The 18,803-nt window shown below is 72.8% G+C and carries 15 protein-coding genes; 7 read left to right on the top strand and 8 right to left on the bottom strand.

The features are described from left to right. Positions 1-35 precede the first annotated feature (35 nt). Positions 36-1,529 (bottom strand): MFS transporter, encoded by a 1,494-nt coding sequence (locus tag ACGFW6_RS36140; RefSeq protein WP_393519825.1) that lies wholly within the window; start codon positions 1,527-1,529, stop codon positions 36-38. An 85-nt stretch (positions 1,530-1,614) separates the two neighbouring features. Here ACGFW6_RS36140 and ACGFW6_RS36135 point away from each other — a divergent pair, with 85 nt between their 5' ends. After that, positions 1,615-2,004: a MarR family winged helix-turn-helix transcriptional regulator gene (locus tag ACGFW6_RS36135; protein ID WP_393519822.1), complete on the top strand. Its 390-nt coding sequence runs from the start codon at positions 1,615-1,617 to the stop codon at positions 2,002-2,004. A gap of 18 nt (positions 2,005-2,022) precedes the next feature. Here the strand turns inward: ACGFW6_RS36135 and ACGFW6_RS36130 are convergent, their stop codons facing one another. Further along, complete coding sequence (locus tag ACGFW6_RS36130) at positions 2,023-2,763, bottom strand: maleylpyruvate isomerase family mycothiol-dependent enzyme (RefSeq protein ID WP_393519819.1); 741 nt, start codon at positions 2,761-2,763, stop codon at positions 2,023-2,025. 150 nt (positions 2,764-2,913) lie between these two features. Between ACGFW6_RS36130 and ACGFW6_RS36125 the strand changes: the two genes are divergently transcribed. Beyond that, positions 2,914-3,474 carry a DM13 domain-containing protein gene (locus ACGFW6_RS36125; protein WP_393519870.1) on the top strand — a complete coding sequence of 187 codons (561 nt, stop codon included), beginning with the start codon at positions 2,914-2,916 and terminating at the stop codon, positions 3,472-3,474. A gap of 42 nt (positions 3,475-3,516) precedes the next feature. Here ACGFW6_RS36125 and ACGFW6_RS36120 read toward each other — a convergent pair whose 3' ends face one another. Then, positions 3,517-3,906, bottom strand: coding sequence for a VOC family protein (locus ACGFW6_RS36120; RefSeq protein WP_393519817.1), 390 nt, complete (start codon positions 3,904-3,906; stop codon positions 3,517-3,519). A 136-nt stretch (positions 3,907-4,042) separates the two neighbouring features. Further along, positions 4,043-5,257, bottom strand: a complete 1,215-nt coding sequence (locus ACGFW6_RS36115) for an MFS transporter (protein ID WP_393519814.1) — start codon at positions 5,255-5,257, stop codon at positions 4,043-4,045. A 206-nt stretch (positions 5,258-5,463) separates the two neighbouring features. On the opposite strand from ACGFW6_RS36115, the gene ACGFW6_RS36110 reads away from it, so the two are divergent. After that, complete coding sequence (locus ACGFW6_RS36110) at positions 5,464-6,942, top strand: glutamate-cysteine ligase family protein (RefSeq protein WP_393519811.1); 1,479 nt, start codon at positions 5,464-5,466, stop codon at positions 6,940-6,942. A 12-nt stretch (positions 6,943-6,954) separates the two neighbouring features. On the opposite strand, the gene ACGFW6_RS36105 is transcribed toward ACGFW6_RS36110, so the two are convergent. Together ACGFW6_RS36105 and ACGFW6_RS36100 are read right to left on the bottom strand one after the other, a co-directional pair. Next, entirely contained in the window at positions 6,955-8,067 is a 1,113-nt protein-coding gene (locus tag ACGFW6_RS36105) for a Gfo/Idh/MocA family protein (protein WP_393519808.1), read from the bottom strand. Beyond that, positions 8,037-8,747, bottom strand: a complete 711-nt coding sequence (locus ACGFW6_RS36100; protein WP_393519805.1) for a ThuA domain-containing protein — start codon at positions 8,745-8,747, stop codon at positions 8,037-8,039. Before ACGFW6_RS36100 ends, ACGFW6_RS36105 begins: the two co-directional genes overlap by 31 nt. Before the next feature lie 336 nt (positions 8,748-9,083). On the opposite strand from ACGFW6_RS36100, the gene ACGFW6_RS36095 reads away from it, so the two are divergent. The 3 genes from ACGFW6_RS36095 to lpdA all read left to right on the top strand — a co-directional run bounded on the left by ACGFW6_RS36095 (position 9,084) and on the right by lpdA (position 14,888). Then, positions 9,084-12,272, top strand: a complete 3,189-nt coding sequence (locus ACGFW6_RS36095) for an amidohydrolase family protein (protein ID WP_393519802.1) — start codon at positions 9,084-9,086, stop codon at positions 12,270-12,272. 173 nt (positions 12,273-12,445) lie between these two features. Then, complete coding sequence (locus tag ACGFW6_RS36090; RefSeq protein WP_393519799.1) at positions 12,446-13,300, top strand: hypothetical protein; 855 nt, start codon at positions 12,446-12,448, stop codon at positions 13,298-13,300. A 175-nt stretch (positions 13,301-13,475) separates the two neighbouring features. After that, positions 13,476-14,888, top strand: coding sequence for a dihydrolipoyl dehydrogenase (gene lpdA, locus ACGFW6_RS36085; RefSeq protein WP_393519796.1), 1,413 nt, complete (start codon positions 13,476-13,478; stop codon positions 14,886-14,888). A gap of 22 nt (positions 14,889-14,910) precedes the next feature. Here the strand turns inward: lpdA and ACGFW6_RS36080 are convergent, their stop codons facing one another. Then, positions 14,911-15,612, bottom strand: a complete 702-nt coding sequence (locus ACGFW6_RS36080) for a CPBP family intramembrane glutamic endopeptidase (RefSeq protein WP_393519793.1) — start codon at positions 15,610-15,612, stop codon at positions 14,911-14,913. A gap of 83 nt (positions 15,613-15,695) precedes the next feature. After that, positions 15,696-17,636, bottom strand: coding sequence for a glycoside hydrolase family 5 protein (locus ACGFW6_RS36075; RefSeq protein WP_393519790.1), 1,941 nt, complete (start codon positions 17,634-17,636; stop codon positions 15,696-15,698). Positions 17,637-17,874: 238 nt separating this feature from the next. Here ACGFW6_RS36075 and ACGFW6_RS36070 point away from each other — a divergent pair, with 238 nt between their 5' ends. Beyond that, entirely contained in the window at positions 17,875-18,651 is a 777-nt protein-coding gene (locus tag ACGFW6_RS36070) for a class I SAM-dependent methyltransferase (protein WP_393519787.1), read from the top strand. Positions 18,652-18,803 lie beyond the last annotated feature (152 nt).

Here is an 18,803-nt window from a genome sequence, read left to right as displayed (position 1 = left end):
GCGGCTCCGCCGGGCGCCTGTCGGAGGCGTTCCCCTCAGTCGCGGACCGCCACGCGTTCCGCTTCCGCCTCCTTGGCGGTGGACTTGGCGACCACGACGGTCCGCTGTGCGCGGCGGGTGCGCACTCCGGTCAGGGCGATCAGCAGGCCCGCGACCGCGATCCCGGTGATCACGACCAGGGCGGGCAGATAGCTGTCCAGTACGGCCTGCGGGGACGCCGGAGCCTCGGGCGCGTTCGCGGTCAGGACCGCCGTCACCACGGCCAGGAACAGCGCGCCGCCCACCTGTACCGAGGTGTTGAGCAGACCCGAGACCATGCCCTGCTCGTGCTCGTCGACGCCGTTGGTGGCCTGGACGTTGAGCGAGGGGAAGGTCAGCGCGAAGGCCGAGCCGACCAGCAGCATCGTCGGCAGGATCACCGCGGCGTACAGCGGGTCGAGGTCGATGCGCAGGAAGAGCAGATAGCCCGCGACCATCAGGGCGAAGCCGACCGCGATCAGCCGTGCCGTGCCGAACCGGTCGATGACCGCACCTACCTTCGTCGCCGACAGCGCCACGAGCGCACCCGCCGGCAGGAAGGCCAGCGCCGTGTGCAGCGCCGACCAGCCGAGGAGCTGCTGCATGTACAGCGTGACCAGGAACTGGAATCCGATGTAGCTGCCGACGAACGTCAACGCGCCCAGCTGTGCCCGCACCTGGGCTCCGGAGCGCAGCACGCCCAGCCGGATCAGCGGGCTCGGGCTGCGTCGCTCGACGAGGACGAAGGCGGTGAGCAGGACGGCGACCGTGACGAAGGAGAGGATCGTGCGGGCCGAGCCCCAGCCGGCCTCGGGAGCCTGGACGACGGTGAACACCAGCAGCAGCATCGAGGCGGTGCCGAGGACGGCGCCGGGGATGTCGTAGCCGCCCTCGGACTTCTCGCGGTCGCTGCGCGGCAGCAGCTTCAGGCCGACGGCCAGGGCGATCAGCGCGATCGGCGCGGGCAGCAGCATGGTCAGCCGCCAACTGGCCTCGGTGAGCAGGCCGGAGAAGACGAGGCCCATCGAGTAGCCGGTGGCGCCGCAGGTGGTGTAGATCGACAGGGCGCGGTTGCGCACCGGGCCCTCGGCGAAGGTCGTGGTGATGATGGACAGGCCGGCCGGTGCCGTGAACGCCGCGGCCAGGCCCTTGATGAAGCGGCTGGCGATCAGCAGCGGTCCCGAGTCCACGAGGCCGCCGAGCAGCGAGGCGAGCGCGAAGACGCCCAGGGCCACCAGGAACACCTGGCGCCGGCCGAGCAGATCGGCGGTGCGTCCGCCAAGGAGGAGCAGCCCGCCGTAGCCCAGGATGTAGCCGCTGACGATCCATTGCAGGGTCGAGGTCGAAAGGCCCAGGTCGGCGCCGATGGACGGCAGGGCGACGCCCACCATCGACACGTCCAGGGCGTCGAGGAACATCGCGGCGCACAGCACCAGCAGGGTGCCCCACAGCCGGGGCGTCCAGCGGGCCGTGGAGGGAGCGGCCGCCGGGGAGTTGAGCGGAGAGGTCATGCCGAGGACACTACATGCGCATGCATGAGATGCAAATGCATTTAATGCGGCTGCAATGATCGCTGTTTTCTGCTACGGTGCGCTCATGGCGGCGGAGAAGGCCGAGCAGGCGCTCGTGGACCAGTGGCGGGACATCCTGGCGCTGCATGCGCGCACCCAGTGCGAACTCGACCGCGCGCTGCATCAACACGGCCTGTGCGCGAGCGACTTCGAGGTTCTGGACGTGCTGGCGGGAGGCACGGCGCGCGGCGGCTCGTCGCTGCGGGTGCAGGAGATCTCCGAGCGCGTCCACCTCAGTCAGAGCGCGCTGTCCCGGCTGATCGCCCGGCTGGAGAAGGACGGCCTCCTGGAGCGCTGCATGTGTCCGCAGGACCGGCGCGGTGTCGTGGTGGCCCTCACGGCCAAGGGCCGCACGCTGCACGGCGAGGTGCTGCCCCTGCAGCGCGCGGTGCTGACCAGGATGCTGACGAACTGACGGGCCTACGGGGCGGGTTCAGCTCCAGGTGACGGCGGAGTTCTCCCGCCACAGCGCGCCGATCGAGGCGTCGCCGGTCACCCGCGGGAAGGGCAGCCTGTTCCACAGCGACAGATACAGCGGGCCGGCCGGCCCCGAGATCTCGCAGTCGGCGCGTGCGGTCTCGCCCCGCTCGGTCACGGGCGGTTCCTGGGACAGCCGTACGGTCCACACGGCGTCGTCCGTGTCGGTCGCCCGCACCCGCAGCACCCGCGGCTCGGCGCTGCGGACGCGGCTCTTGGACCGGGCGTGGAAGCCGCCCAGCAACTCCTCCACGCCGTCGGCCGCGAAGCCGGAGTCGATCTCGTCCGGCGTACCACCGCGTGCCGACTGGGCGTCGAAGCGGTGCACGGTCGTCTCGTGCGCCTGCCTGCGGGCCCAGAACGCGAGCGGCGACGGGGCGGGCAGGAAGTGCCAGCACCGCACGTCGGCCGCGGCGCCCGAGAGCGTGTCGACCAGATGGCGATGGCCCTCCCTGAACCACGCGAACAACTCCGCCCCGTCGAGGTCGGGCAGGCCGCCGTCCTGCTGGTAGGAGGTGTGCGCCTCGGACACGAACGCCGCCGCCCAGCGGTGCACCATCCCGGTGTGCCGCACCAGGTCCCGCACCTGCCACTGCGGGCAGGTCGGCACCTTGGCCTCCGCCCCCGCCTCCTCGGCGGCCGCGGCCAGCAGCAGGCCCTCACGGTCCAGCGTGCGCACGAACTCGGCTGTCTCCATGGGGTGAGTGTGCCGGATGGAGCGGGGTCGACGGGAGACGGGCCGGTGCACGACGACGTAAGACTTTCGTCATCACGCCGCGTGTACACGGCCGGCCCTGCGCTGCGTTGAATGGGTACCGACGGACAACCACCGGAGAGCGAGACGGATATGGGGCGCGTGCGGAAGGCGCTGTGGGGGCCGCTGGGCATCGGCGTGCTGGTGCTGGTCTTCGTCGCGGGCGGCCTCGGGCTGTACTGGTTCCAGCCGTGGAAGCTCTGGCAGGACAGGACCGTGGAGGAGGCCCTGCCCGCCGCGGCAGGCACCTCCGCCCCCGCCGCCGCGGGGACCACGGCCCCCGCCGCGCCCGCGCCGGGACCGAGGACGCTGGCCGGCGGCGAGCTGATCAGCCACGAGCACACGACCTCGGGCACGGTGAGGCTCCTGCGCCTGGCGGACGGCTCCCACGTCGTACGGCTGGAGAACCTGGACACCAGCAACGGCCCCGACCTGCGCGTGTGGCTGACGGACGCGCCCGTGAAGGAAGGGGTGGGCGGCTGGCGCGTCTTCGACGACGGCGCCCACGTCAGCCTCGGGCGGCTCAAGGGCAACAAGGGCAGCCAGAACTACGCCGTGCCGCAGGACGTCGACCTCGCGCGGTACAGCAGCGTCAGCATCTGGTGCGACCGGTTCGACGTGTCCTTCGGTGCCGCCGAGCTCACCCGGGCGTGACGGCTCTCAGGACGGCGGACGGGGCGGTGCGCAGGACCGCGCTCAGGACGAGGTGGGGAACAGGCAGAACTCGTTGTCCTCGGGGTCGGCCAGCACCCAGTGGTCCTCGTGGCGGGTCCGCACGGTCGCGCCGAGTGCGGCGAGCCGCCCGATCTCCGTCTCGGGGTCGGCCGAGACCAGGTCCAGGTGCAGACGGTTCTTGCCGCGCTTGGGCTCCGGGACGAGCTGACACCACAGGCGGGGGCCGCCGCCGACGGGTTCGACGAGCACGGTCGGGTCGTCCTGCGGACCGGCGATCCCCCTGGCCCGCAGCCGGGCGAGCTCGGCTTCGTCGTAGGGGGCGACGGCGTAACCGTCGAGCGCGGCGGCCCAGAAGCGGGCGGTGGCGGCCGGACGGGCACAGTCGATGACGATGTCGTGGAGTCGCGCCATCCGCTCATCATCCGTGGCACGGCCCGCCCGGACAATGTGCCCGCCCCGAGGATGCGCCCGCCCTGACAGAGTGCCCGTCCCGACAATGTGCCCGCCCCGAAGAGGCGCCCGGCCCGCGACGCCCCGGCGGCCAGGGTCAGTTCGGCACCGCGTGCCGGGTCGCGACCCCGATGAGCGTGGCGACGGACGCGAGGAGGGCGACGCTGGTCAGGGCGATGGGCAGGGACAGCCAGTCCGCCATGAAGCCGATGGCGGGCGGGCCGAGGAGCATGCCGCCGTAGCCGAAGGTGGAGGCCGTGGCGACGCCGCTCGGGCCCGCGAGGGTGCCCGCGCGTTCGATGGCCACGGGGAAGAGGTTGGCCAGGCCGAGTCCGGTCACCGCGAAGCCGAGCAGCGCGGCCCACAGGCTGGGCGCGAGCGAGCCGAGCAGCATCCCGGCCGCGGCGGTGGCGCCGCCCGCGACGACGGTACGGCCGTGGCCGAGCCGTTCGAGCAGTGCCGTGCCGCTGAGCCGGCCCGCGGTCATGGCCAGCGCGAAACAGGAGTAGCCGAGGGCGGCGGCGCCGGACGAGGCGTCGAGGTCCTGTTCGAGGTGCAGAGCGCCCCAGTCGGCCATGGCGCCCTCGCCGTATGCCGTGCATGCGGCGATCAGGCCGAAGACGATCACCAGGCCGCGGGTTCTGCCCCACGGGCGGCGGGTGCTCTCGTCCGCGGAGGACGCGGAGGGTGCGGAGGGCACGGAGGACGCGGAGGGCACGGAGGGTGCGGGGCTCGTGGCGGGCGGCGGTTCGTGGCGCAGCAGTGTGCGGCCGGCCACCGCGGTCACCAGCAGGCCGATGACGGCGAGGCCCGCCAGGTGCCGGGTGGGGGAGAGGGCCCCCGCGACCAGTCCGCCGAGGCCCGCGCCCACCATGCCGCCGAGGCTGAAGGCCGCGTGGAAGCTGGGCATGATCGGCCGGCGCAGGGCGGTGACGAGATCCACGGCCGCGCTGTTGAAGGCGACGTTGATCCCGCCGTAGGCCGCGCCGAAGATCAGCAGGACCGCGCCGAGGGCGAGGACCGAGTGGGTCAGCGGGGGCAGGGCCACGCTGAGGGAGAGCAGGACGGCACACGCGACCGTGACCTGGTGGCTGCCGTAGCGGCGGCAGAGCCGGCCGGTCAGCGTCATGGTCAGGACGGCGCCGGCGGAGACACCGAGGAGGGCGAGGCCCAGGTCGCCGGCGGAGGCGCCGGTCTGGTGCTTGATGGCGGGGATCCGGACGACCCAGCCGGCGAAGAGGAAGCCGTCCAGGGCGAAGAAGGCGGTGATGGCGATCCGCAGACGGGTGAGGTCGCTGCTGGTGCCCGGCACGACATTGTGCTGACGGGCTTTGTTTATTTGCGGCACAAACTCAGGCTAGGGGGGTGCGCGGCGGGCGGCAAGGGGGTTCGGGGCGGGCCCGGGACGGCCCGCCGGCCGGACCGTGCGCATCGGCACCGTCCTCTGACTGTCCGGGTTCCGCCCGAAGTGCCACTCTGGGACGAGAGACATCCGCCGAGGTAACTCGGGAGGCCTCGATGGGACGTGACGTGCCGGCCCTGGTGTTCACGCGGGAGGACCGCCGCCGCTACCGGGACAAGATGCACACCTGTCTCGACGTGCTGGCGCAGATGCTGCGCGAGTCGACCTTCGAGAGCGAGCGGCCCCAGGTCGGCCTGGAGATCGAGCTGAACCTGGTGGACGACGACGGACGGCCGGCGATGCGCAACACCGACGTCCTGCGGGCCATCGCCGACCCCGCCTGGTCGAGCGAGCTGGGCCGTTTCAACCTGGAGATCAACATCCCGCCGCGCGAGCTGACGACCGGCGGACCCGGGGCGTGGGAGCTGGCCATCCGCGACGCGCTCAACCACGCCGAGGAGCGCGCCTCCGCCGTGGGCGCCCACCTGATCATGATCGGCATCCTGCCGACGCTGGGGGAGACCGACGTGGGCGAGGGCGCCCTGTCCGGCGACCCGCGCTACCGGCTGCTCAACGAGCAGATCTTCGCCGCGCGGGGCGAGGACCTGCGGATCACGGTCGACGGCGTGGAGCGCCTGTCGACGTACGCCGACACCATCACCCCCGAGGCCGCCTGCACCAGCACCCAGTACCACCTCCAGGTCTCGCCGCGGGAGTTCGCCGACTACTGGAACGCGGCCCAGGCGGTCGCCGGCGTGCAGATCGCCCTCGCGGCGAACTCGCCGTACCTCTTCGGCAAGGAGCTCTGGCGCGAGACCCGCGTCCCGCTGTTCGAGCAGGCCACGGACACCCGTCCGGTGGAGATCAAGGCGCAGGGCGTACGGCCCCGGGTGTGGTTCGGGGAGCGCTGGATCACCAGCGTCTTCGACCTCTTCGAGGAGAACGTGCGCTACTTCCCGGCGCTGCTGCCGCTGTGCGACGACGAGGACCCGCAGCAGCAGCACGACCGCGGCGGCGTCCCGCAGCTCGGCGAACTGACCCTGCACAACGGCACGATCTACCGCTGGAACCGCCCCGTCTACGCCGTCACCGACAGCGGCCCCCATCTGCGCATCGAGAACCGGGTCCTGCCCGCCGGCCCCACCGTCGCCGACACCATCGCCAACGGCGCCTTCTACTACGGCCTCACCCGCGCCCTGGTCGACGACGACCGGCCGGTCTGGACACGGATGTCCTTCTCCGTCGCCGAGGAGAACCTCCACACCGCCGCGCGTGACGGCATCGACGCCCGCCTCTACTGGCCCGGCATGGGCGAAGTCCCCGTCACGGAACTGGTGTTGCGGCGCCTGCTGCCCCAGGCCCACCGGGGTCTGGAACTCGCCGGCATGGACGCGGCCTGGCGCGAGCCGCTGCTCGGGATCATCGAGCAGCGCTGTGTCTCCGGCCGCAACGGCGCCCTGTGGCAGGCCGAGACGGTCCACCACCTGGAGAAGGGCGGCACCTCCGACCGGGGCGAGGCGCTGCGCCGGATGACCCGGACGTACATGGAGTACATGCATCTCAACGCGGCCGCGCACACCTGGCCGGTGGACTGACCGGAGCCGGTGTCAGCCGGCGCCGGCGCCCCGCCAATCCCCGGCGGGCGTCAGCGGTACGGAGGCGGGCGGCCGTGCCGAGGTCGTCAGGCCGATGCGGCGGCCCTCGATCGCCGAGCGCAGGAGTGCGGTCATCGTCTCCAAGACGTGCAGGGCGAGTTCGCCGCTCGCGCGGGGTGCCCGGTGCGCGTCGGCGGTGACGAAGTCGAGCAGGCCGAGGCCCCGGGCACCGTCGACGTAGCCCGCCGAGACCGGCTGCGTGCGCCATCGGGTGTCGCCCAGGGCGAAGAGGCGGACCTCGCCGTCGAAGCGGTTCGGATCGGGCACCGCGAGAGTGCCCGTCTCGCCGTGCACCTCGATCGGGCTGGCGGTCGTGGCCACCCCGTCGAAGCTGGTCGTGATCGTCGTCAGGGTCCCGCCGACGTGCTCCAGCACCCCGCTGACGTGGGTGTCGACCTCGACCGGAATCCGCTCTCCCGCGCGCGGCCCCGAGCCGATGACACGCGCGTCGCGCAGCCGGCCCGCCGCCCCGGTCACGGCACGCACCGGACCCAGCAGATGGATCAGGGACGCGAGGTAGTACGGCCCCATGTCCAGCAGCGGGCCGCCCCCGGCGGTGTAGTAGAAGTCGGGGTGCGGGTGCCAGCGTTCGTGTCCCGGCGTGACCATCACGGCCGACGCGAACTGGGGGCGCCCGATGCTCCCCGCCGCCACGGCCGCCCGCGCCGTCTGGATGCCGGTGCCCAGGACGGTGTCCGGCGCACAGCCGACGGCGACACCCGCCTTCTCGGCCGCCTCCAACACCGCTCGCGCGTCGGCGAGTTCGGCCGCCAGCGGCTTCTCCCCGTAGACGTTCTTCCCGTGCCCGATCGCGCCGAGGGCGATCTCGGCGTGCGCGGCGGGGACCGTGAGGTTCAGCACCGTGTCCACGTCCGGACTGCTCAGCAACTCCTCGACCCCCATGGCCCGGGCGCCGGGCGTCTGCGCCGCGACCGCCGCCGAACGGGAGGCGTCGAGGTCGGCGACCGCCGTGACACGTACCGCGGGGTGGCCGACGAGGGTGTCCAGGTAGACGCCGGAGATGACGCCGAGTCCTACGATGCCGACGCGGTGCGCGTCGCCCACAGCATGCCCCTCTCGATGACGGTGCGGACGGCGGGGTGTTCCAGGACGTCGAGGCTGTGCCCCGGTGTCGTCACGACGACGCGTCCGGCGCCCCACCGGCGGGTCCAGACCGCCGGCGAGCTGACGGGCCGGTGCCAGGGCTGCCACGGCCGTACCGGATGCGTCGTGGTGGCCAGTACGTCGATGAGGTCGTCGTGGAGCACCCAGTACTGCTCGGTGTGCAGCTCGAAGTCCTCGATGCCGGCGGTGACGGGGTGTTCGCGGCCGAGGTCGGTGATGCGGACGGAGTGCGTCAGGTAGTTGTCCTCCTGGCCGCCCCGGCGCTCGCACGGCTCCTTGCCCGGGTGGGTCGCGAACTGTCCGCCCACCAGGTGGAGATAGTCGGAGGAGGCCCGGTACGAGTCGGCGATCCCGCCGTGCCAGCCGGTGAGTCCGGTGCCGGCCTCCACCGCAGCACGCAGTCCCGCCAGCTGCTCGGCGGTGATCTGCGACATCGTCACGCACTGCACGACGAGGTCGGTGCCGGCCATCGCGTCGGCGTCGGCGTAGACGTCGGTGGACTCCTCGACCCGGACGGCGTACCCGTTGGCGCGCAGGAAGGGAAGGAACAGTTCCGTGGCCCGGACCGGCTGATGCCCCTCCCATCCGCCTCGGACCACCAGGGCGTTCTTGCGCGTCATCTCGTCCCTTCACGGGGCGTCGTACGCCCCCGTCGCCAGACAGCCCCCTCACTATGTGCCGACCGCTCACCCAGGGGAAAGGCCCGTGGGACGACGCGAAAGTTTCGCCCCGGCGGGCCTTGAAGACCGCCGCTTCCCCGGTGGGTTGCCGTGCCCGGGGCAGGGCGGACCGGGGTACTTCGCGCGGCCCCCTCCGACGTGGCTGCTTTCCGGTCCGGCCTCGGCGAAGAACGGCCGAGAAGTGCCGCCGCCGGCCCGTAACCGGGCCCCGGGACGTACGTTGCCACCAGTGGTCTCTCGCGTCCGATCAGCCAACTCCGCGCACTGGGAGCTCCCTTGGACACCGAAGCCGCCTCCGGCGCCCACCTTCTCGGCCCGCTCTCCCGCCGCAGATTCCTCCAGGCCACCGCCACGGCCACCGCGCTCGCCTCCGTCGGCACGCCGGCCGTGGCCGCCGCCTCCGGTACGACCGCCCTCTCCCTCACCGCCGCCACCGGCGGCTCCGCCACCCTCGCGCCGTCCGGTGACCGGCTCGTCGCCGAGGTCCAGAACGTGCTGTGGTCCGTCCCGCGCCACGGCGGCACCGCCGTACCGCTCACCTCGCCCGGCCTGGAACCCACGCGCCCGCAGTTCTCGCCCGACGGGAGCCGGCTCGTCGTCTGTGCCTACCGCGGCGGGGGCTTCCACCTCTGGACGCTGCGGCCGGACGGCTCCGGGCTGCGGCAGCTCACCGACGGGCCGTGGGACGACCGCGGTCCGGCGTGGTCGCCGGACGGCACCCGGATCGCGTTCGCCTCCGAACGCGGCGGCGACACCGTGACCGGTGCCCCGTACCGCATCTGGGTCGTCGATGTACGCACCGGCGGTCTGACCCGGCTCACCGGGCGCCCCGGCGGACAGGGACCCGGGCAGGACGCCCGCTGGGAGGACTTCGACCCGGCATGGTCGCCGGACGGCGAGCGGGTGCTCTTCGTGCGGGCCGGCGTCACCGCCACGGGCACCCTGCGCGCGACCACCATCGCCTCGGTCGCCGCCGACGGCTCCGGCCCGGTCGCCACCGTGCACACCGACGACTCCGGCGCCCAGCTCATGACCCCTGCCGTCTCTCCGGCCGGACGCCTCGCCCACCTGCGCACGACCGCCTCGCCCGCAGCGTCCTGCGCCCTCGTCGTGGACGGCGAACCGGTCTCCGTGCGGGGCGACGTCCTGCCCGCGCCGCCCCGCTGGACGGACGGCGAACGGCTGCTCCTCACCGTCGACGGCCACTTCCGCCTGGTCGACCCGGACACGCCGGACGACGACGAGGAGATCCCGTTCACCGCCACGCTCCCCGTGGACCGGCCCCGCTACCGCGGCAAGGCGTACGACTTCGAGGGCGGCGGCACCCGTCCGGTCCGCGCGCTGCACCTGCCCGCCCTGTCGCCGGACGGCCGCAGCGTCGCGTTCGCCGCGCTCAACGCGCTGTGGACCACCGGGACCACGGGCGGCGGCAGGCCCCGCAAGGTGCTCCAGGTCCCCTCCACCCGCTATGTGCTGGCGCCGGTCTGGACGCCCGACGGTACGGGGCTGGTCTACGCCGACGACCGCGACGGACTGTTCGCCGTACGACGCCGCGACCTCGGCTCAGGTGAGGAGACCGTCCTCGCCGAGGGCGGTCGTGTCTTCGCCGCGCTGTCGCCCGACGGGGCGCGCCTGGCGTGCCTGGACATGACCGGCAACCTCGTGGTGCGCGACCTGCCCGACGGTGCCGAACGGGTCCTCGTCGCACCGCTCGGCGCGGGCGGGATGCCGGGCCGCCCGAGCTGGTCGCCCGACGGCCGGTACGTCGCCCTGTGCGACCGCAACCGCCTCAACCAGCGCTTCCGGGAGGGCTACAACCTCATCCGCGTCGTCGACACGACCACCGGGACCGCCGCCCTGCACGCCCTCGCCCCGCACACCTCGCTCTCCGACCGCTACGACTCCGGACCCATGTGGTCCCCGGACGGCCGCTGGATGGCCGTCGTCGCGGAGTCGGCGCTGTGGCTGCTGCCGGTCCGGGCCGACGGCACCCCGGACGGCGACCCGCGCCGCCTCACCGACGAACCCGCCGACCACCCGTCCTGGTCCGCCGACGGCCGCAGCCTGCTCTACCTCTCGGCGGGCCGCCTGCGTCTGCTCGACGTCGCCGGCGGCGGGACCCGTACCGTCCGCGTTCCGCTGGATTACCGCCGGCCACGCCCGGCCGACACCGTCGTGCACGCGGGCCGCCTCTGGGACGGCACGGGCACCGAGGTCCGCGAGGACGTCGATGTCGTGATCCGCGACGGCCGGGTCGCCGAGGTGTCCGCGCACCGCACCGGCCGCCCGGCCGCCCGCCGGGTCGACGCGAGCGACCGCACCGTGATCCCGGGACTGTGGGACGCGCACACCCACCCCTGGCAGACCACCTACGGCGGCCGGCAGACCGCGCTCCAACTCGCCTACGGCATCACGACGGCCGTCTCGCTGGGCGGCTTCGCCTACGAACAGGCCCGCATCCGGGAGGCCGTCGCCGCCGGTGCGCTCGCCGGGCCCCGGCTGCTGGCCACCGGCGAACTCCTCGACGGGGCGCGCGTCGCCTACAGCATGGGCCGCGCCCACCGCACCCGCGAGGGCCTGCACCGTACGCTGGCCCGTGCGCAGGCCCTGGACTGGGACTTCGTGAAGACCTACGTCCGCGCCCCGGGCTGGATGATGAAGGAGGCCGCGGACTTCGGGCACGAGCGGCTCGGAGTGCGCGGCGGCAGCCATCTGTGCACCCCCGGTGTGCAGCTGGGGCAGGACCTGACCACGCACTTGCAGGCCACCCAGCGGCTGGAGTTCGGACACGCGACCTCCGCGTCCGGGCGTTCCTACCAGGATGTGAAGGAGATCTACACCGCCGCCGGCTTCCACCTCGTCGCGACGCCGTTCACCGCGCTGGCCCTCCTCGGCGCCGACCCCGGGCTCGCGGACGACCCCCGGGTCACCGCGCTGATGCCGCCGTGGGACACCGCGCTCGTCCGGGAGCAGGCAGGGCGAGAGCCCACCGACGCCCAACTCGCCACGCTGGCCCGGGAGATGGACGTCTACCGGGGGATCCTCGCGGGCGGCGGGCTGATCGCGCTCGGCACGGACCAGCCGCTCGTCCCGGTCGGACTGCATCTGCACCTGGCGCTGCGCGCCCTGCATCGCGCCGGACTCTCACCCGCCGAGGCGCTGCGCACCGCGACCCTGATGCCCGCCCGGGTGTTCGGTGCCGACGCCGACCTCGGCACGCTTCAGGAGGGCAAGCTGGCCGACCTCACCGTCGTCGACGGCGACCCCTTCACCGACTTCGCCACGCTGATCCGTACGAAGGCGGTCCTGCGGGGCGGCGTGCTCTTCGAGAGCGGTGACCTCGTCGACGCCTTCACCCCTTCCGGCGCGCGGCGGGACGGTGCACCGCCGACGGCGGCGGGGGAGGAGTGGCTGGAGGTGAGCCGCCGTATGCGCCGCGAGGGGTGCTGCGATCCGGGGCTCTGACCGGGGCACCGTTCACACACACCTGATGAGACATCTGCGCAGGAGTATCACCCGGGCTGCACACAGCCCGTCGAAAGGATCGTTAGCGTTCTGGCCGTTCGATCCCGAGTGCGAACGCGACCAGGCCGCGGCCGACCAGGGCCGATGGCGCAGTCAAGCGAGAAAGACCGCAGATGGACTACTGCTCCTCGTGCCGGCGCCACCTCAACGGGGCCCTGGTGTGCCCCGGGTGCGGTGCCTACGCCCCGGACATCGCTCCCTCCGCGGCAGGGGGCCGCGCCGCGTCGGTGGCACCCGGCCCGGCTGCGGGCGCCACGACGGCGTGGGGGAGCCCCGCCGCCGACACCTGGTACGACGGCTACTTCCGTGACGAGACGCCGTCGGCCGAGCCGGACGCGACCGCCTCGCCCGTGCCGGCCGACGACGTGGACGGCGCCGAAGGCGCACCCCCCGCCCCGCAGGGCCGGGCGGCCCGGCGTCGACAGCGGGCCCGCTGGAAGAAGAACCAGCGCCGGGCCGTGGTCGCGACCGCCGTGGCCCTGGTGGGCGGCGGGCTGACCGTCGCGTCGATGGACCGGGGGGCCGGCGACAAGGCCCAGGCCGCCACCGCTCCGGAGCGACCGCAGGCCGCCCTTCCGGAGCAGCACACGGAACTCACCCGCCCGGCGTCCACCCCCGCGGACACGCACAAGGCGCCGCGCACCGTCACGCCCTCCTCGAAGCCGTCCCCCACGGATGTCGCGCGGGAGCCCGTGACCACGTCGCACGCCACCCGGCAGTTCACCCGACCGGACGCCGCGGCCACCCCGCGTCCGACGGCGACCTCGGTCCCGCAGACGCAGACCGTCGCCCCGTCCTCCGGCGCCGACACGGGCACCGGCGACGGCTCGTCGGCCGGACAGCAGAGCCCCGACCCGGCCCCGACGGACGGCGCCGGCTCCGGAGCGACCCCGGCGCCGACCAGCCCGGCACCGGAGGAGACCACACCGGCGCAGCTCTGCGTCCTCAATCTCCTCTGCGTCGGCTGACCGAAGCCGGGAACCGCCTCCGCGGGCGCGGCCCGCACCACCTGAGATCACCGTCACCCTCCCGCATCGCCACACGACCTCGTGGATGCGGTCATGCTGGAAGAAGCCGGACACCGTCCCGCCACGGAGTCCGGCACCGGCAGAGCACGACGACGCACTCAGGAAGGAACTCCCCATGGTCGAGCAGGACGAGCGCTTCGATGTCGTGGTCCTCGGCGCGGGCCCCGGCGGCTACGTCGCCGCCATTCGCGCGGCCCAGCTGGGCAAGCGGGTGGCGGTCGTGGAGGAGAAGTACTGGGGCGGCGTCTGTCTGAACGTGGGCTGCATCCCCAGCAAGGCACTGCTGCGCAACGCCGAACTGGCGCACATCTTCACCCGCGAGGCGAAGACCTTCGGCATCCAGGTGGACGGGCAGGTCTCCTTCGACTACGGAGAGGCGTACCGCCGCAGCCGCAAGGTCGCCGACGGCCGCGTCAAGGGCGTCCACTACCTGATGAAGAAGAACAAGATCACCGAGATCGACGGCCGCGGCACCTTCCTCGACCCGCACACCCTCCAGGTGGCCGGCTACGACGGCGACACCCGCACCATCGGCTTCGAGAACTGCATCATCGCCACCGGCGCCACACCCAAGCTGCTCCCCGGCACCCGGCGCAGCGCGCGCGTGGTGACCTTCGAGGAGCAGATCCTGGCCGAGGAACTGCCGCGCTCGATCATCATCGCGGGCGCCGGCGCGATCGGCGTCGAGTTCGCCTACGTCCTGCACAACTACGGTGTGAAGGTCACGATCGTCGAGTTCCTGGACCGGATGGCCCCGCTGGAGGACGCCGAGGTCTCCGCCGAACTCGCCAAGCAGTACCGCCGGTTGGGCATCGACGTGCTGACGTCGACGCGGGTCGACGCCGTCGACGAGTCCGGCGAGCTGGTGCGTGTCACCGTCACCGGCAAGGACGGCGCCCAGCAGGTCCTTGAGGCCGACAAGGTGCTCCAGGCCATCGGTTTCCAGCCGAACATCGAGGGTTACGGCCTGGACAAGACCGGCGTCACCGTCACCGAACGCGGCGCGATCGACATCGACGGCCGCTGCCGTACGTCCGTCCCGCACCTCTTCGCCATCGGCGACGTGACGGCGAAGCTGATGCTGGCGCACGCCGCCGAGGCGATGGGCATCGTCGCCGCCGAGACCATCGCGGACGCCGAGACGATGGAGCTCGACTACGTGATGATCCCGCGCGCCACCTACTGTCAGCCGCAGATCGCCAGCTTCGGCTGGACCGAGGCGCAGGCCCGCGAGCGGGGCTTCGACGTGCAGGTGGCGAAGTTCCCGTTCACCGCGAACGGCAAGTCGCACGGCCTCGGTGACGCGACCGGCTTCGTGAAGCTGATCAGCGACGCCAAGTACGGCGAACTGCTCGGCGGTCACCTCATCGGTCCCGACGTGACCGAGCTGCTGCCCGAACTGACCCTGGCCCAGCAGTGGGACCTCACCGTCCACGAGGTCGCCCGCAACGTCCACGCCCACCCCACCCTCGGCGAGGCGGTCAAGGAAGCGGTGCACGGGCTCGCCGGACACATGATCAACTTCTGACGGTGGACGGGGAGTTCGGCGGTCAGCCGTCGAGCAGGTAGCGGGGCGCCGCCCAGGCCAGCGCGTAGCTGAGGCTGTTCACCGACCAGTGCAGGGCCATCGGGGCCAACAGGCTGCCGGAGCGGCGGCGCAGTTCGCACAGGACCACCCCGGCGAGGGCCGTGGCGGCGATCGCCACGGCCACGGTGGGCGCCACGCCCGCCGGGCCGTCGCCGAAGACCGAGCCGACCGCGGCGTTGGAGCGGTTGATGCCCCGCGAGGGCATCAGATGCCACACCCCGAACAGCAGCGACGACAGGCCGGTGGCCCACGCCGTGCCGTGCCGGCGCCGGATCATGGCCCACAGCACACCGCGGAACGCGGTCTCCTCCAGCAGCACGGTCCCGAAGGGCACCCGCACCAGCGCTCCGAACAGCATCCGCTCCAGGGACAGATCCGTGGCCCGCGCGTCCCGGAACGCGTCCCGTCCGGCCGGCAGGGCGAGGAGGACCAGCAGGACCAGCAGGACGATCGCCACCAGGACGGGAGCCCACCGCAGCCCCCGGCGCACCCCCTCGGGGTCCAGCCCCAGATCGGCCCGGGTCAGACCGTCCCAGCGGGCGATCATCAGCAGGACGGCCGTCGCGGTCACGCAGATGAGCACGTACATGGCGGGGCTCCGCGCGAGCCAGTTGTTCAACAGGTTCGCGGCGGCGAGCACGGCGACAGCACAGGTGATCCGCATCCGGGTTCCAGCATCTCCCGGCGCGATCGTCCTGGCTCCCCGGTCCGGGGCCGTCCGTGGGCGTGTCGGCCCGTTCCGGGCGTTCAGCCCAGCTTTCGGCAGTAGAGCGCGTCGGGCGTCCGCGACGACCCCACCCGGCCGGTGTAGGCGATCCCGGCCGCGTACTCGTCCTCCGCGCACTGCCCCTTGTAGCGGCCGTACGCGAAGTCGCCGCCCTTGGCGGCCGTCCCCCGGTTGTCGCCCCGGTCGAACCAGACCGTGCGGCCGCTCGTGCCGAGCCTTCCGGCCGGTGCGGCGGCGCACAGGGCGGCCGAGACGGCCGCGCCGCGGACGCTGTAACCGATGAGGAACTGCCCCTCGGCGCACTGGAGTTTGGTGTATCCGGACGCCCAGTCGCCACCGGGACGGACGTGCCGTTCGTCGGTGACGACCTCGTGTCCGCCGCCCGGCGCCCACAGGGCACCGGCGGTCACGTCCGAGCACAGCCCCCGGTTGCCGGTGTGGGCGAGGCCGAGCAGCCGCTGCCCGTCGGGGCAGACGGACTTGCGGGCGCCGGAGTCCCAGTCGGGCAGGGCGCGCATCCGCCGCGACTGCACGAAGTCGCCGTGGTCGGGGCTGAGCATGGACCACTCGGCGACCGGCGCCACCGGTCCGGTGCGCCCGTCGGCCCGGATCAGCCGCGTCCAGGCCGCGGCGCGCCAGTCGTCACCGTCGTACAGGCCCATGCGTCGGCCCTGGGCGTCCCAGTGCAGCAGCGCCCAGCCGTTGCCCTGACGGTCGTCGTGCCAGCCGACGAGCGGCCAGTAGGCGAAGTCGGCGTCGGCGCGGATGAGTCGGTCCACGAAGTTCTCGAACCAGGCGCGCGGCTTCTCACCGGTCTCGGCGCGGCCGCCGACGCCGAACTCGCTGATCCAGACGGGTGCGGTGAAGTGCTGGTCCTGCTCGCCGGAGACGAAGAACGCCTGACGGTCGAGCACGGCGATCAGGTCGGCGGGGCTCAGGTCGCGGTAACGGGGGTCGCTGGTCTCGCCGGTGCCGGTGGCTCCGCTGTGGTTCGGGCCCGTGTAGTCGTAGAAGTGGGCCGAGTAGACGAGTTTGCCGGAGTCGACGAGCGTGTGCGACAGACGCCGGGCGGGCTCCAGGGTGGGGCGCTCGTGGGGGAAGCCGTCGACGGGGATGCCCGTCCAGTTGATGCCCTCGACGACGATCAGCAGATCCGGGTTGGCCTCGGTCAGGATGCGGTCGCCGACGCGCTGCGAGGCGGCGAACCAGTCGTGGTCGTCGCCGAGGCCCCAGTTGGGGTCGTCCCAGATGTTGCGGCGCACCTCGTTGTACAGGTCGGCGCCGACGACGCGCGGGTTGTCCCGGTAGCGGCGCGCCATGAACAGCCAGTCGTTCTCCCAGGCCGACGCGGACTGGCTCGCGTTCCAGCGCTCGTTGCCGTCGACCCCGCAGCACCAACGAGTGGTGTTCGTGTGGTTGTTGAGGATCACCGCGAGACCGGCCGCCGTGAGCTCGCGGACCACGGTGTCGTACACCTCGAGCGGGGTCTTTCCGCGCAGGGCGGGGTTGGCGGCGACGGAGTCGTCCGTGACGGGCCGGCTGTCACGGATCATCTCGTTGGAGAACGGCAGCCGGATGCTGTTGATCCCGATCTCCCGGAAACCCGCGATGATCTCGGCCATCGGGGCACGGTCCAGGCCGAGCGGCATCCGGCCGGAGTTCTCGCCGGCGTGGTGGGCGGCGTCGTCCTCGGGGTCGCCCGAGCCGCTCCAGGTCCCGCTGGCGCCGTGCCAGTTGCCCGAGCGCAGCTTGAAGCGGTCGCCGTGCGCGTCCACGATCCAGCGGCCACGGGTGCTCAGGGGCGGCGTCCAGTCCTCCGCGGCGAGGGCCGGGGCGGTCGTGGCGGGCGGCTCGGACGCCGCCCGCGCTTCGGCCGCCGCCTCGGGAAGGGACGTCAGGGGGACCAGGAGGAGTACGGCGGCGAGGGTGGCTCTCACCAAGGATCCGCGCACGGTCACCATCCCTGTGGCGTTGTCATGGCTGCGTCATGTGACGCGGGCTACTCCACGGTAATGCACGAACCGCCGCCTGACACCGGGATGTTCGACAGGTCGAAGGCGACACTTCCACCGGGCCGCGCGACGACCGCTCCGCGACTCCCGCTCCGTGACTCCCGCTCCGTCGCCCCGCCCCTGTGGCGCCCCGCCACGCCCGTGCGCATCCTCGTAGGTACCGCGTCCCCAGGGAGGCACGATCACCATGCCGGCCAAGAACCTCACCGCGAACCGCGCGGCCCTCGGCCATCGCCTGGCCTACGTCCTGCGGCACCCCGACCGTGTGCCCCGCCATCTGGCCCGCTCGGCCCGCGACATGTGGCTGCGCCGTCGCCACCCGGACCATGTCTCCTACTACCGCGCCGTGATGCGCTTCGACACCCGGGCCGACCCGGACGCGGCCGTCGGCAGCCACATCCGGGAGCGGTGGCTGGCGCTCGGGCAGCTGCAGTTCGACTACCTCGTCGGCCACGGCCTGCGCCCCGCGCACCGGATGCTGGAGATCGGCTGCGGCAACCTGCGCGGCGGCTGGCGTTTCATCCGCCACCTGGAGCCCGGCCACTACTACGGCATCGACATCTCGCCCGACATCCTCTTCGCCGCGCAGGACACCGTCGTGAGGATGGGCCTCCAGCAGCGGCTGCCCACGCTCACCCCCGTGCGCGACCTGACGCTGGAGTTCCTGCCCGAGGCCCACTTCGACGTCGTGCACGCGCACAGTGTCTTCTCGCACTCCCCGCTGCCGGTCATCGAGGAGTGCCTGGCCAACGTCGGCCGGGTGCTGGCTCCGGGCGGCTGGTTCGACTTCACCTTCGACCGCACCGAGGGCGAGGAGCACCAGGTCCTGCGGGAGGACTTCTACTACCGCACCGAGACCCTCGTGGCGCTGGCCGAGCAGCACGGGCTGCGGGCCCGCTTCATGGCGGACTGGGAGGCGCTCCCGCACGGCCAGTCGAAGATCCGCGTCACGCGCCCGGGGTGAACCGACGCTCCGTCAGCAGCGCACAGGTGACCGGCCAGTAGGTCATTTGTCCCGGACTCTTGACTCGTCATGCGCCAGTGGCCATCCTCGTCGCACATATTGCGAGGTCATGACAATCCGGCCTCGTTCTCCGTCGACCGAGGGACGTGGGC

It is taken from the genome of Streptomyces sp. Y7 (genome assembly GCF_043195415.1).
In the GTDB taxonomy this organism is placed as follows: Bacteria; Actinomycetota; Actinomycetes; order Streptomycetales; family Streptomycetaceae; genus Streptomyces.
Note: the sequence above shows the minus strand (reverse complement) of the source record. Positions and strands in the feature narration are given on the sequence as shown.

Bases quoted from the DNA above. Each gene is read 5' to 3' on its own strand.
- ACGFW6_RS36140 (WP_393519825.1), bottom strand. From the start codon at position 1,529: ATGACCTCTCCGCTCAACTCCCCGGCGGCCGCTCCCTCCACGGCCCGC.
- ACGFW6_RS36135 (WP_393519822.1), top strand. From the start codon at position 1,615: ATGGCGGCGGAGAAGGCCGAGCAGGCGCTCGTGGACCAGTGGCGGGAC.
- ACGFW6_RS36130 (WP_393519819.1), bottom strand. From the start codon at position 2,763: ATGGAGACAGCCGAGTTCGTGCGCACGCTGGACCGTGAGGGCCTGCTG.
- ACGFW6_RS36125 (WP_393519870.1), top strand. From the start codon at position 2,914: ATGGGGCGCGTGCGGAAGGCGCTGTGGGGGCCGCTGGGCATCGGCGTG.
- ACGFW6_RS36120 (WP_393519817.1), bottom strand. From the start codon at position 3,906: ATGGCGCGACTCCACGACATCGTCATCGACTGTGCCCGTCCGGCCGCC.
- ACGFW6_RS36110 (WP_393519811.1), top strand. From the start codon at position 5,464: ATGGGACGTGACGTGCCGGCCCTGGTGTTCACGCGGGAGGACCGCCGC.
- ACGFW6_RS36100 (WP_393519805.1), bottom strand. From the start codon at position 8,747: ATGACGCGCAAGAACGCCCTGGTGGTCCGAGGCGGATGGGAGGGGCAT.
- ACGFW6_RS36090 (WP_393519799.1), top strand. From the start codon at position 12,446: ATGGACTACTGCTCCTCGTGCCGGCGCCACCTCAACGGGGCCCTGGTG.
- lpdA (WP_393519796.1), top strand. From the start codon at position 13,476: ATGGTCGAGCAGGACGAGCGCTTCGATGTCGTGGTCCTCGGCGCGGGC.
- ACGFW6_RS36080 (WP_393519793.1), bottom strand. From the start codon at position 15,612: ATGCGGATCACCTGTGCTGTCGCCGTGCTCGCCGCCGCGAACCTGTTG.
- ACGFW6_RS36075 (WP_393519790.1), bottom strand. From the start codon at position 17,636: ATGGTGACCGTGCGCGGATCCTTGGTGAGAGCCACCCTCGCCGCCGTA.
- ACGFW6_RS36070 (WP_393519787.1), top strand. From the start codon at position 17,875: ATGCCGGCCAAGAACCTCACCGCGAACCGCGCGGCCCTCGGCCATCGC.